Genomic DNA, 14268 nt, shown 5'->3' with positions numbered 1-14268 from the left:
CTTCGGGAAGGCTCCGCCTATATCTGCGGTTAATTTAAGTTCTAAAAAAAACAAAAATCCATTATATATGATAGTTGATCAAATCTTCTTCGATCTGTCCCCCGATTTGTTTTGCATCGTAGGAACAGACGGCTATTTTAAAAAAGTTAATCCTAGCTTTGAAAGAGTGCTGGGATTTACTATTGAAGAGATACTTAGAGAAGAGTTTATCAATTTAGTTCATCCTCACGATCGCATAGCCACTACCCAGGAATTAGAGAAGCTCAAAAACGGCACGGCAACGACATCATTTGAGCATCGTTTTCGATGCCAAAACGGTTCTTATCGGTGGCTTTCTTGGGCGCTTCATTCAACGTTAGAACAAGATGTTTTATATGGAGTTGGTCGGGATATTACCGAGCGTAAGCAAACAGCACAGGAGTTTCTGGAAAACGAGGAGCGTCTTCAATTTATAGTTGATGTGTCCCGACTCGGAACGTGGGAGCTTGATCTCGCTACGTTGAAAGCCACTCGATCGCTGCGACACGATCAGATATTTGGCTATGACGCATTGCTTCCTGAGTGGACATTATCCATGTTTCTTAATCATGTTCATCCTGACGATCGCGCCCAAGTGCAAGCAAGTTTTGAAACTGCTTTAGCAACGAGTGGAGAATGGTATTTTGAATGCCGTATCTGTCGAACTGATAACGAGACACGATGGATTGAAGCAAGAGGACACCATATTCTCAACGCTGACGGGGTTGCGATCAAAATCTTGGGTACAGTTGCCGACATCACCGAGAAAAAGCAGAAAGAAGAAACTCTGCTTGATATCCGCACCAGACTGGAATCAGCTTTAAACGCAGGTGCGATCGCCACCTGGACATTTGATTTAATTAACAATCGTGTTTTTGCCGATCACAACCTAGAGCAATTGTTTTGTGTATCAAAAGAAGAAGCCGCAGGTGGCTCCCTAGAAAGCTATGTGCGTGCTATCCATCCTGACGATCGCCAGCAGGTTAACGAAGAAATTCAAGCAGCGATCGCACGTCGGAGTGATTACGAAGCTGAGTACCGAATTGTACAGCGTGATGGTTCTGTACGCTGGGTGATTGCACGCGGGCGGGTAGAGTGCGATCGCACAGGCAAACCTGTCAGTCTTCCAGGTGTCGTACTTGACCTTACAGAGCGCAAACAAATCGAGAAAGCACTTCAAGAAAGCGAAACCAAGTTTCGACAGCTTGCCAATTCCATTCCGCAACTTGCTTGGATGGCAAATCCCGACGGCTGGATATTTTGGTACAACCAACAATGGTATGACTATACAGGCACTACACCAGAGCAAATGGAAGGATGGCAGTGGCAGAGCGTCCATGAGCCAGAGATTCTCCCCAAAGTAATTGAGCAGTGGCAGGCATCAATCTCGACAGGCTTGCCTTTTGAAATGGAATTCCCTCTACGAAACGCCCAGGGAGAGTTTGAGTGGTTTCTGACCAGAGTAAACCCATTCAAGGATGCTGGCGGCAAAATTCTCTTGTGGTTTGGTACAAACACTAATGTCACCTACCAGAGGAGTTTAATAGAAGAAAAGCAGGAACTTCTAGAAAGCGAACGAGCAGCTAGAAGTGAGCTTGAACGTGCAAGTCGCCTCAAAGATGAATTTTTGCTTACCCTGTCCCACGAACTTCGCACTCCCCTCAATGCCATACTTGGTTGGTCGCAACTGCTTCGCACAGGTAAGGCGGATGCAGCCAGAATGGCTCAGGGACTCAATATCATTGAGCGTAATGTCCGAGTCCAAGGGCAATTGATCGACGACCTCCTAGATATGAGCCGTATTATTTCTGGAAAGCTCAGGCTCAATGTACAGCGTGTTGATTTAGCAGGAGTGATTGAATCTGCCTTTGAAACTGTCCGTTGGTCAGCAGATGCTAAGAATATTCGTCTGCAAAAAGTTTTGGATCATCAAGCTGGTATTGTCTCAGGTGATCCCTCTCGGCTACAACAAATTATCTGGAATCTTGTTGCCAACGCGATTAAATTTACTCCTAAAGGTGGCAGAGTTCAAGTTGTTTTGGAGCGCGTCAATTCCCATCTAGAAATTAGTGTAATTGATACTGGGCAAGGTATTAAGCCGGAGTTTCTGCCTTATGTGTTTGAGCGGTTTCGGCAGGCTGATGCCTCAACCACACGCAAGCACGGAGGCTTAGGCTTAGGACTTTCTATAGTTAAGCACCTTACCGAAATGCACGGTGGTTCTATCACAGTGAAAAGCGCAGGTGAGGGTAAAGGCACTACGTTTATTGTGGCGCTTCCTCTGGTTGTAGTTCACCCGCAACCAGATGAAATGGAGTTGAGCTATTCAGCAGAAGATCAAAGCAGCGTTCAAGAGGAACAACTTACACTTGACGGAATTAAGGTGCTAGTAGTAGATGATGAATCTGACGCACGTGAGCTTGTTAAGTTAGTGCTGGAGAGTTGTAACGCCCAAGTAATTACAGCCGCTTCTGCACAGGAGGCATTAGAAGTACTTCAGCAGGAGGAAATGCACATTCTTGTTAGTGACATTGGGATGCCGGAGGAGGATGGCTATCAGCTTATCGGTAAGGTAAGAAAGCTGAGTCCCGAAGGAGGTGGCAAGATTCCAGCAGTGGCTCTTACTGCTTATGCTAGAGCAGAAGATCGTAAACGCGCTCTTTTATCGGGTTATCAGATGCACGTGAGTAAGCCTATTGAACCAAGTGAGTTGATTGCTGTTGTCTCAAGCCTGACAAGTTTGATGCCGAAGGCGCGAGATTGCGAACTTTGATCGGTAGGTCATCAGGTAAAGGCATCGCGGGGTAGGCTGGGATCTCGGTTCAGGTCGAGTGCTTCTGGAAGTTCAGCCAAGGGGGATTGACGGAAGAATTCTGAGAGTTTACTTGCTTGGTCTGGGTGGGCGTTGTTATTGTGTTTCGTCAGGCTCTGGGCTAAGAGTTGGATGATATACAGTTTATCGTTGGATGAAAGTTGAAGCAGTTGTTTTTCTAGTTCTGGAATAACCATGATGGGGTAAAGTGGAGGATAATTTTATTTTAATTTCAGCATCTTGAGTTTATTTAGCTATATGTAGGGTGCGTTCCTCAACGCACCATCAGCAATGGATAAGTAGTTAAATATGGCAAGAGATCGTTATTTGTTTTTATGGCGATCGCAATCTCGCATTAAGAGCTTTATCTAAATTATCAGGAATTTGCCCTTACTGATCTGGATGGATTGGATGCTGAATTAGTCTTGAACGTGGTAAAATTTAGTTCGTTAATCTTAACCCAGCTATCTTTTTCAGTTTTGCTTGTATTAAATTTAATACATTAAAATGTTATTAAATAATTTTAATATATCCGAACTGCCAGCGATAAAATTATCAGAAAAAAGTAATTTACCTAATTGTGCAGCTATTTACTTTGTATCTGATAATCAAGGGCAGGTTATTTATGTTGGCAGAACAGTTAATTTAGTTGAGCGATGGCGTGAACACCATAGATATAATCAACTCAAAAGGTTAAATCGGAAAACACCTATTACTATTAGGTGGATGACTTGTAGTAATGATGTTAAAACTCTTACAGAATTAGAAAATGAATTCATCAAACTCTACAAGCCACCGTTAAACTGGTCTAAAGTAGTATCGCCAGTTAAAAGAATAACTCCATCAGAAGTCGCATTACAGCAGAGCCTTCAGCAGTTAGCCAAGTTTAACACTATGATATTTGGGTTTGACCCTATAGCCACTGAAGAACCACCAACAATATACTTAGTTTATCCTGTCTATGGTAAGCGGGGCATATCAGGTAGAATAAGAAGCGCATTAAAAAACATTAATAAAAAAGCTAGTTCATTGAAATGGAAAGAATACAATACCGAGTCTAAGTCTTTAGGAAAATTCGGCTATTGGGAAACTGAGTACAACGGCATAAGAATAGATCTAACCCCGTTTGACCATTTAGTTGACTTTATGTCTGATTCCACTTGCCGGACTATTGCTGGTGTAGAATTTATGGCTTTTAGCAGTATTCAGGTAGAAGCAATTTTAGCAAATGTACCGGAAATTAAACAAGAAATTGCAGGTTTAGATGCCTTAGAAGACGATCCTATCCCTATAGAATTTGTCAATCCGACTCAAGTTACTAAATTTAATCAAAAAGATACTAATGAAAAGGAACTCTGGGAGGAATTAGAGCCAATGCCTGAAGGTGAAGCTAGAGTAATGACTCGTCAATTTTTAGATGTGACTGGTGTAGAAATAGAGGTGTGTATTAACGAAAATGGTAAATATTTTGTTAGACATAATCTTTACTGGTGGATAAGGCATGGCGATCAAAATCCTGATTTAGATAGAAATTGCGTAATACTTAACTTACAGAATGCAGTTAAGAGACTACCTACTATTAGATGGTCTGGCTATAAGTTTAGATTAGAAAACATCGTGTTTAGTGAAGACGATGTAGAAGTTGAAAGTATATTGCTTCCATTTGGTATGTTTGAAGACCTAATTAGAGATACATCAGGATGGACAAGTGAACAGTTTAGGGAAGAAGTTAAAAGTGGTAAATATCAATTGAAACTAGAAGATAACGCATACATGAAACTATGTGTCTGGTTACAGCGTAATTCATTATCTTCGCTGCTTCAGACTAATAATAGCTAAACAAGCTTCAATAAGTTATTGTGCTGCCTAACAAGTAATAGCTTCTGTGTTGCTAACGTTGAGCGGTAAGAAAATTGTCAAAACTTCACCTTGTTGAGGTCGCTGACGTACAATTAACTTACCTCCAAGGGCTTGAAATAAATTTTTAGTGACGTTCATATTCAAACTCAAACTGCCAGTCTCTGGCTGGAACATCAATAATTGACCAATTAATTTTCTCCGTGAGTCTGTTGTTGATTTGGAGTTTTCATCTAAATCTAATTGAGACTGGAGTTGTAATTTTAGTTGATTACCAGCAGGGGTTACTTCTATTTGAATATGACCACCTGCTGGTAGATTGCGGGTGAAATTTTCCATTAATCCAGTAAGTACCTGATCGAGCATAGCAGGATTAGTAATTACGGTTGGCAGCTTTTGGGGTAAGTCAATTTCTAATGTTAGGTTACGCCGTTTGGCTTGTTGTTGCCAACGAGGAATACTTTGCTGTAGCAATTGAGTTAGGGAGATTGTTGTTAAATGGACTGGTGCTTGTTTAGGTGTTGATGTTGCTAATTCCACTCCCCGAAAAATTAGCTCCATACGGTTAATTTGTTCAGTACACTCATGGTCGATAATTTCCAGACGTTTGATTACTTCTGGTGCTAATTCTCGCCGTTTTAAGAGTAGTTTAGTAAGAGTACGAATAGTAGTTAATGGTGTACGAATTTCGTGAGTTAGTGCTTGTAATAGTTCTACATCGGGACTGTTTTGATTAAAGTTTTGAGTTAATTGCTCACTCCAAGTATCTTGTGAGTGAAATATAGTATTGTCTAATTCTTTGCTTTTTATTTCTAGCTGATACTCTTGTGGAGTCGCTGCGCGATACTCCTGCGAAGTCGCTGCGCGATCGCATCCTACTTTACCTGCAAAATTACTAGGAGTCGCCATCTCTTCTGGTAAATGTTTTAGCAGTTGGCGAGTGAATTCCATCACAATTCGATAATCAGGTGCTATGGGAGTAAACTCCTGCACAAGCTGATCGAGATGAGGTAATTGATGTGGATTGGTGAGTATGATTCGCGCCCGTAGCGATCGCCACACTTGTAAAATATCTTCAGGATCAAAGGAAAATTGAAACGCTGGATTTCCCTCGATGTCTTCCCCTAAAACCATCACCAAGCTAAATTGACGAGTAAAAACTACACAAAACTGTTCCATTGTTAATGGATCAGCCGCTATTAAGGGCAACTCCAAAGCTGCATTTATTGTCTCACAACAGCTTGCTGTCGCGGGTGGCAGTTTAAAGGGCATTAAAGCTAGATGATTAAATGAGTCTGCGGTAAAAATCCCTGTTTTAAAGTGAGAAATTAATTGGGGATTACTCAAAACTGGCACAGGGGCAGCTAAAACTAATCCGTTTACAGACGGCTCATAGTTATACTCAGAAGTGTCAATCAATGAAGTGAGCAATTTTTCTAAGGATGCGATTGCACCACACCACTCTCGCTCTGCTTTCTCTTGTTCCCGCGCAGTACGATTAGTCACGCGCTGAATCGCGTTGTCCATCACAATTTGCCCAACCAGACTCGTTTGATTTTGGGCTAGAATTTCACTTACCGTTGGAAATAACCATTTTTGCACCACAATCAACCCCTTATCCAGCAAGCAAATAATTTTGCCTAATTTAAGTGCTTTATATGTCTGAGAGTAACGGTATTAGTCATCTCTCTATGGTAGTAGAACCGAACCAATTATTCGCAATGTCCGTGCTTTGATTTAAAGGTTAGTTAATTGCCTTTGATTATAGGTAGCGATCGCACCAGCATAAACTTTAAAAAGTAACCTTTGTTGAAGCTTCCAACAACCGATTAAAATATTAACATTTAACTCAAAATTTTATTTTTGCGCTTTAGTTGTTCGCTTTCCAAGTTTGATGAGTAGAATTAACTTATATTAAGTTTTATATAAACTACTATATTTTACTATTTTTATTTACAAGTGACTTTCATTTTGATTTGTCATCATCAAAAAGTAATATTTATGGATGTATCTCAGGATTGATTGCTGCTAAATATAATTTTTTTTATAATGTAACTATAATTACTTAATATCTACTACGAAGTTAACACAATAAAACATTAGTTAAGATAATTTAGCCAAGTATAAATTATCTAGTAATTGCAAAATATTATTGACTTATGGTATTATTTCTTAAACGAGGAAAAAGCTGATGAAAAAAATTATTACATTGCTAATTAGCAGTTTACTATTAGTTAGTACTACTGCTTGTGAAAACCCTGCTAAAAATAGTGCCGACGCTCCTAGTAACGTCCAAGAAAGCCCTAAAGCTCCCGACGTTAAATCTGCTGATGATACCAAAAAAGATGCTCAAAGTGAGCTTCGCAGAAAACAACTAAATGCTGACATTAAAGCACGAGAGCAACGAAACAATGTTACTGGCGGTGACCCAGACAGAGCTACAGGCGACATAAAAAGTGAAGTTCGTAGCAAATTAGAAGCTAATATTCCAGGCTCTCAGCTAACAATAAATGCTGATAAACAAGGGGCAGTGGTTATATCGGGAACAGTTCCTAATGCGGCTGATAAAACCAAAATAGATGGTTTGACGAAGCAGATTAAAGGGGTAAAAACCGTTACCTCTGACAAAGTAGTTGTTGCGCCAGCTACTAAAAAGTAGATAGAAAATGCTGTAAATAAACTCAGTATTAGTTTCAAATTCTAGCTAGAAAACTTTTTTTAAGGAGAAAAAAATGGCTTTAGGTTATGAAAAACGTGCAGTGGGTGTATTTTCTAGCTCACAAGAGGCACAAGATGCACTTGCTGAACTGAGAGATGCTGGATTCCCAATGTCAAAAGTTTCGGTAATCGCTAAAGATGGAGACGCAAGTAAGTTTGTAGACAGCGATGTTAGGGATGCTGATGGTAATAAAGCCGATGACGGTGCTAAAACTGGTGCAGCGACGGGTGGAGCATTAGGTGGATTAACTGGGTTATTAGTAGGTTTAGGTGCGATCGCCATTCCAGGAATTGGCCCTGTGATGTTAGCAGGAGCAGCCGCAACAGCTATTGCAACCACACTGTCTGGTGCTGCTATAGGCGCAGCAGCAGGTGGAATTATTGGTTCCTTAGTTGGTTTAGGAATTCCAGAAGAGCGGGCGACGGTTTATAACGAGCGAGTCAACCGAGGACACTACTTAGTAATGCTAGACGGTACAGAAGATGAGATCCGTCGCGCAGAAGCTATTTTAAGTCGCCGAGGTGTTCAAGAATGGGGTGTTTATGATATACCAAACTCTGCCCCAATTCCGGCAACTCATACCTCTACAACCTCTACGACTGTTGAGCATGAAGGTATTAGGGATGCAGATGATCTGGTAGTTATTGTTGACAAGCGAGATGAAGTTCGTTAGTGTTTTTCAAGTTTAAAACTTAATTTGCCACCAATTCTAATAGAGACGCGAAATTTTGCGTCTCTATTTAATGCTTTTTAAAGCTTCTAACAATTGCTCAAAATCGCCCTTGTTATGAGTCGCCATTACTGATATGCGGATTCTACTGCTATTAACAGTAGGAGGACGAATAGCTGGGGCAAAAATACCTGCTATTTTAAGTTGTTGTCCCACTTTTACAGCATCAGCAGGGGTAGGAAGACGTAAGCAAAGGATGGGAGACTCAGAAGGTAATAATTCCCAATTTGGTAGTTCTTCTATGAGGAACTGTTTAAGGTTATTAATATTACGCCACAAGTGGTTACGCCTTTCTGGTTCTTGTTTAACTATATTAATTGCTGCTAATGCTGCGGCTGTATCTGCTGGCGACAAAGCAGTGGTATAAATCCAACTAGGTGCGCGGTTGCGGAGAAAGTCGATTAAACTAGCTGAACCCGCAACGTATCCTCCCAAGCTTCCTAAAGCTTTGCTGAGAGTACCAATTTGAATTAAGGGGCGTTGAGTACAGCCAAAATGTTCTACAACACCAGCGCCATTTTTTCCCATAACGCCAGTGGCATGAGCTTCATCTACTAGCAGCATACAGTTAAATTCTTCAGCCAGATCCAATATTGAGGGTAATGGGCATAAGTCACCATCCATACTGAAAACGCTATCTGTGATGATTAAACAGCGTCGGTATTGTTGCCTGTTTTGCTGTAGTTTAGTTTTAAAATCCGCAAGATTACAGTGAGTGTATTCAATAACTGTTGCACCACTCAAAAGTGCGCCGTTTTTGAGACTAGAGTGATTATATTGATCCGAGAGAATTAAATCACGCTTGCCTACTATAGATGCGATCGCACCTATATTTGCCAAATATCCAGAACTAAATACTAAAGCATCTTCGGTGTTTTTCAGCGATGCGATCGCGCTTTCTAACTGGCGATGTAGTTCCCGATGTCCACTCAATAAACGTGAACCTGTGCTACCTGTACCAAATTCTTTCGTAGCAGCAATAGCGGCTTGAATCAAGCGAGCATCACCAGCTAAACCTAAATAATCATTACTAGCAAAATTAATTAGCGATCGCCCTTCAAGTTGCACTATAGCACCCGGTCTTCCTTGAATCGTCTGTACAGAGCGATACCAGTCAGCTTTGTGAATTGTCTCTAACGATTTATCTATCCAACTATAAGGATCTATTAGCATAATTGATCAAATTAAATTCTGAACCGACTTGAAGTATTTAAAATATGCTTAATAGGTAAGTATATTTTAAATTTTTAGCTGAAATTATGCCCTTGCAACCAGATCAACGCACTAAGTTAGATGACACCGAGGATTCACTGTTTTACTCCTCGCCACGCTTTGTAACTCACGTAGACGAGGGTTTTATCCAACAGTTAACAGATCTCTACCGTTCACGCCTCCAGCCTAACACCCGTATTTTCGACATGATGAGTAGCTGGGTTTCCCACCTACCAGAAGAAATAAAATTTGCTCACGTTGAAGGGCATGGCTTAAATGCTGAAGAATTAGCGCGTAATCCTCAGCTAAATCATTACTTTGTGCAAAATCTCAACGAAAACCCTAAGTTACCTTTACCAGATCAAAATTTTGATGCTGTTGTCAACACCGTTTCAGTACAGTATTTGCAATACCCAGAAGCAGTGTTTTCAGAAATTTATCGGATTCTTAAGCCTGGTGGTATAGCAATTTTTAGCTTTTCTAATCGGATGTTTTATCAAAAAGCCATTCAATCGTGGCGCGAGGGTTCAGAAGGTAGTCGTGTTGAACTTGTCAAAAGTTACTTCCAATCAGTGCCAGGATTCAGCACACCAGAGGTAATTGTCCACAAGTCCAATACACCTAACTTTCTTCAGTGGCTAGGCGCTAGTAGCGGTGATCCTTTTTATGCAGTCATTAGTTACCGTCAAGCATGAGTATATTCAGCAACCGCTTTTAGCTTAATTCTAAATTTTTGTCAAGACTTTATGACTTCTTTGCTGATAAGACTTATCCTCAAAAGTACATAGTAGATTTGATCTCAAATTTCAGGGCGAGATCAAGCTAGCTGAGGAAGGGTTCGCAGCACATATTTTTGCAACCCAAGTTTATTGCTCAAAATTTCATATTTAAAGGAGAATTTAACATTATGGCACAGGATTCCGCAGCCAGCTTTTTTAAAGCTGTACTACACGATCAAGCATTACAACAAAACTTCAAAGCCATTACTGATCCAAGCACCTTTGTAAAAATGGCTGGGCAACGTGGTTATAGTTTCACAGTCGAAGAACTAGAAGCGGCGATCAGTAAACTATCTCCCGAAGAGATGGCGGCTGTAATAAATCCAGGTGTCGGACCAAGACGGCATTTATTACCTAGATAAATTGTTATCTAAGCAGTTATCAGTTAGCTGTTTTCAGTAATCACTAATTAATAATTAGTGATTTTTATTTTACCTAACAACAAAATGCCTGATAACTGAATGCTTAATTCAACTAAGCATTTTGATCTATTTGGGCTAAAATCTGTTGGATGCGATCGCACAAATCCTCATGACAATGACCGTTGCTGGCAATCAAGCAACCCCATTGATTCACATCGCCTTGGTTATACTTTAATGGCTGACCATCTACATGGGTAAACTTCCCACCAGCTTCGGTCAAAATTAATTCAGGTGCTGCCATATCCCAGTCTTTGGGCGCAGACTTACCAGAAATTGAAATATAGACATCTGCTTTTTGCTCTACAATTGTGGCAACTTTACAGCCGACACTGCCAACAGCGCGTTGATTTTGGCAAGGTAGTTGTTGTAATAGCTGGTTGAAGCGTTGATCTCGATGGGTGCGACTAACCACTAAAGTTAAATCTGCCAGAGAATTGCGATCAGAGACTTGCACTTGAGTTGTAGAACCGTCGCGAGTTTCTTCAAAAGTGCCACCATTTTTGATAGCATAAAACAATTTTTCAGCTTCCGGCCATGCAACTACTGCTAAAACTGGTCTACCTTGATGTACTAATGCAATGTGAATAGCATATTCACCAGTTTTGTCTATAAAATCTCGCGTGCCATCAAGGGGGTCAATTATCCATACCCAAGAGTGATCTATAGGTAGCGATGTCTGAGATTGATATGTTTCTTCGGTTAAATAGCCAAAGTCTTCAATACCTATAGACGCTTGTAGCTTTTCTAAAATGTAAGCGTTGACAGCGAGATCTGCCGCAGTCACAGGTCCACCTGTCTTTTCTTGTATATTGAGGTTACCTGTGCTTGGTTCACCGCGATAGAAAGACCGGAGAATATCTGATGCACCCCAACCAATAGCACGAGCGATCGCACTAATCTCATCTAAGCCCTCGTACCGTTGTTCACCTAAGTATTTTAATTCGCCCACACTATCCTTCCTCAACTTGCAACAACCGAGTGGATGCTGCCCCTGTAGCAACAACAACCTATTATTAACTCCACAGCAAGCCAATAGGCTTTATGCCCTCTACCAGACAGGCTTATCAATCGCAAAAACTAACCCATGAGATTTTACGCCGATTTAATCAATTAAACCACGTATTTCAAAGCTGACCTCCGGCAATCCAAAGATGTTGTTGACGAATCAATATTGTGTTGAGTTGTTTCCATATTGATGATTGTCAATTTCACCTCAACCTGGAACAAATTAAATATACTTACGTCAAACTATAAATTGCCGAATATAAACCCCTGTAATTAATTTCAATTTTTGCAAATTATAAATTTAAATTGCAAAAATTAATATATTTAAATATTAAAATTAATATCCATAAAAAATTAATTTTATAAAATAAAAAATTTGGGAAAAAATAAACAACTTATTTGCTTAAAAAATAATAGCCCAATGTATAACTTTCTCGCCAGCAAAGTTAAACCTGCATAGATCAGCAAAAAAAAAGTTAAATTGTGTATATTTATGATTTTTTTTGGTAAACTTACTATAAAAAGCGATTTATCCGTATTTTTATAGGAAATTGTCAATTTCAGACCTTTCCGGGTAAAGCGTCCTCTAGAGGAATGTTAAATTGATCAATGCAGGAAAAAACCTTCATCTCTCAATCCACGTTAATTACCTACAAAATACACAATTTTGAATTGTTGCCGTTTTTTAGTTTCAAGGGGCAGATTCTGAAATCTCCTTTAAAGTCCTCTCAGATTTGCAAAAAATTTAGATATGCTTAAAATCATGACTTATAACTTAGTAAATAACTTAGCTATAAAGTTGCAAACTGTACCTGTTGAACTATCTAGGCAACATAAACGATTATTACTAATTTTCATAGATTTAATATTATTTATAATATCTATATACAGTGCTTTTGGTTTTCGATTGGGGTTTGGATTAAGACATATCATATTTTTTAAGTCTTGGTGGTTAATTAGTTTACTGATTTTGATTAAAATCAGTGTTTTTATATGGACGGGCATCTACCGCAGAGTTCTACGCTACACAGGCGTAGAATTTATATTAATGGCTATTAAAGCAGTTCTACTTAGCTCTAGCGCATTAGTAGTGTTAGCTTATTTTAGTCAATCTCAACAACTGCCACGCTCAGTTCTGCTAAACGATGCGTTGTTAACTTTGTTATTGGTAGTTGGCGCTAGACTATGGATGCGGTCAATAGTCCATAATCTGAATTCTTTAACAAATATAAGTAAATCCCAGCAAAAAATCATTATTTATGGGGCAGGAACAACTGGTTCTCAGCTAGCACAAACTTTGGCTCAAAACCCGGGTTATCGGTTAATAGCTTTTGTAGATGACAACCGAAATTTACATTACCAAGTAGTTCAAGGACTGACAGTTTACTCTCCAGAATTATTACCTAAACTGGTGGAACATAAAGATTGTTCTACAATTTTATTGGCAATGCCGTCTATAGACGGTCACAGAAAACAACAAATATTAAATTCTTTGCAATCTTTAAATGTGCAGGTAAAAACCGTACCAAGCATTACTGAAATTTTGTCAGGCGATGTATCTATTAGCAAAATTCGCAATATTGATATTGCAGATCTTTTAGGTAGAGAACAAGTTGCACCTAATCAAGAGTTACTGCAAACGGATGTTACTGGTAAAGCAGTATTAGTAACAGGGGCTGGTGGATCTATTGGCTCTGAGCTATGCCGTCAGATTGCTAAACAGAAACCTAAATGCTTGGTATTGTTTGAGCTAAATGAGTTTGCGTTGTACAGCATTGAAATGGAATTAGCTGAAACTTATCCAATGCTTAAACAAGTAGCTTGTTTAGGTTCTGTCAACGATTCAGATTATTTAACAAACACTTTAAAAAAACATCGCGTAAATACGGTTTATCATGCAGCAGCTTATAAACACGTACCTTTGGTAGAAGCAAATCCATCGCCTGGAATTTTGAACAATGTTTTAGGAACTTTAACTGTAGCTCGTTGTGCCAGCGAATCTGGTGTGAGCAAGTTTGTGTTAATTTCTACTGATAAGGCAGTTCGTCCTACTAATGTTATGGGAGCCACAAAAAGGGTTGCAGAACTAATTTTGCAGGCTATGGCTCAACAAGAAAAAACTACGACTTGCTTCACAATGGTGCGATTTGGCAATGTTTTAGGCAGCAGTGGTTCTGTTGTACCTCGGTTCCGACAACAGATTGCTGAAGGTAAGGCAGTAACAGTCACCCATCCTCAGATGACTCGTTATTTTATGTCAATTCCTGAAGCTGCTTCTTTAGTTATCCAAGCAGGAGCAATGGCTAAAGGTGGCGAAGTTTTCTTATTAGATATGGGTGAGCCAGTGCGGATTTATGATCTTGCTGTGCAAATGATTCAGTTAAGTGGTTTAGAGTTGGGTAAAGATATTGAGATTGAATTTAGTGGTTTAAGACCAGGAGAAAAGATATATGAAGAATTGTTGATTGATACTGCGAATGCTCAACCAACAAGGCATCCTAAAATTTTTTCTGCCAATGAACCAGTGACTAGGTGGGATGTGTTGAAACCGCGCTTAGACGCATTATTTTTTCATGCTAAATGCCATAATAATGGCAGTATGTTGTCAGAATTGAAAAATATTGTGCCAGAGTATCAACCTCAAAAACAATTAGGGGGTGAAGGTGAAAAAGTAGTTCAGGTAAATTAATTTGCGTCATAGTTTATATGAAATA

11 protein-coding genes are annotated in these 14268 nt (G+C 39.6%); 7 read left to right on the top strand and 4 right to left on the bottom strand.

The genetic code is table 11. The annotated features are described in order from the left end of the window. Positions 1–67: 67 nt before the first annotated feature. On the top strand, positions 68–2791 hold the full coding sequence (locus CRI9333_RS00365) for a PAS domain-containing protein (protein ID WP_015201220.1): 2724 nt from the start codon (positions 68–70) through the stop codon (positions 2789–2791). A gap of 11 nt (positions 2792–2802) precedes the next feature. Here CRI9333_RS00365 and CRI9333_RS00360 read toward each other — a convergent pair whose 3' ends face one another. Further along, positions 2803–3027, bottom strand: coding sequence for a hypothetical protein (locus tag CRI9333_RS00360; RefSeq protein ID WP_015201219.1), 225 nt, complete (start codon positions 3025–3027; stop codon positions 2803–2805). A gap of 310 nt (positions 3028–3337) precedes the next feature. On the opposite strand from CRI9333_RS00360, the gene CRI9333_RS00355 reads away from it, so the two are divergent. Beyond that, entirely contained in the window at positions 3338–4669 is a 1332-nt protein-coding gene (locus CRI9333_RS00355) for a GIY-YIG nuclease family protein (RefSeq protein ID WP_015201218.1), read from the top strand. 27 nt (positions 4670–4696) lie between these two features. Here CRI9333_RS00355 and CRI9333_RS00350 read toward each other — a convergent pair whose 3' ends face one another. Beyond that, positions 4697–6292, bottom strand: a complete 1596-nt coding sequence (locus tag CRI9333_RS00350) for a sensor histidine kinase (RefSeq protein ID WP_015201217.1) — start codon at positions 6290–6292, stop codon at positions 4697–4699. Positions 6293–6878: 586 nt separating this feature from the next. On the opposite strand from CRI9333_RS00350, the gene CRI9333_RS00345 reads away from it, so the two are divergent. Further along, entirely contained in the window at positions 6879–7346 is a 468-nt protein-coding gene (locus CRI9333_RS00345; RefSeq protein ID WP_015201216.1) for a BON domain-containing protein, read from the top strand. 73 nt (positions 7347–7419) lie between these two features. Further along, a complete protein-coding gene (locus CRI9333_RS00340) occupies positions 7420–8079 on the top strand; it encodes a general stress protein (RefSeq protein WP_015201215.1) in 660 nt (219 codons plus the stop codon). A gap of 63 nt (positions 8080–8142) precedes the next feature. Here the strand turns inward: CRI9333_RS00340 and bioF are convergent, their stop codons facing one another. Next, complete coding sequence (gene bioF / locus CRI9333_RS00335; protein WP_015201214.1) at positions 8143–9309, bottom strand: 8-amino-7-oxononanoate synthase; 1167 nt, start codon at positions 9307–9309, stop codon at positions 8143–8145. Positions 9310–9395: 86 nt separating this feature from the next. Here bioF and CRI9333_RS00330 point away from each other — a divergent pair, with 86 nt between their 5' ends. Further along, positions 9396–10043 (top strand): class I SAM-dependent methyltransferase, encoded by a 648-nt coding sequence (locus tag CRI9333_RS00330; RefSeq protein ID WP_015201213.1) that lies wholly within the window; start codon positions 9396–9398, stop codon positions 10041–10043. A gap of 212 nt (positions 10044–10255) precedes the next feature. Next, entirely contained in the window at positions 10256–10489 is a 234-nt protein-coding gene (locus tag CRI9333_RS00325) for a Nif11-like leader peptide family natural product precursor (protein ID WP_015201212.1), read from the top strand. A gap of 112 nt (positions 10490–10601) precedes the next feature. On the opposite strand, the gene CRI9333_RS00320 is transcribed toward CRI9333_RS00325, so the two are convergent. Continuing rightward, complete coding sequence (locus tag CRI9333_RS00320; protein ID WP_015201211.1) at positions 10602–11498, bottom strand: 3'(2'),5'-bisphosphate nucleotidase CysQ family protein; 897 nt, start codon at positions 11496–11498, stop codon at positions 10602–10604. Between the two features lie 819 nt (positions 11499–12317). Between CRI9333_RS00320 and CRI9333_RS00315 the strand changes: the two genes are divergently transcribed. Beyond that, complete coding sequence (locus CRI9333_RS00315) at positions 12318–14243, top strand: polysaccharide biosynthesis protein (protein WP_015201210.1); 1926 nt, start codon at positions 12318–12320, stop codon at positions 14241–14243. Positions 14244–14268: the final 25 nt, after the last annotated feature.

Origin of the sequence: Crinalium epipsammum PCC 9333 (genome assembly GCF_000317495.1) — a bacterium.
Taxonomy (GTDB): domain Bacteria; phylum Cyanobacteriota; class Cyanobacteriia; order Cyanobacteriales; family PCC-9333; genus Crinalium; species Crinalium epipsammum.
Note: the sequence above shows the minus strand (reverse complement) of the source record. Positions and strands in the feature narration are given on the sequence as shown.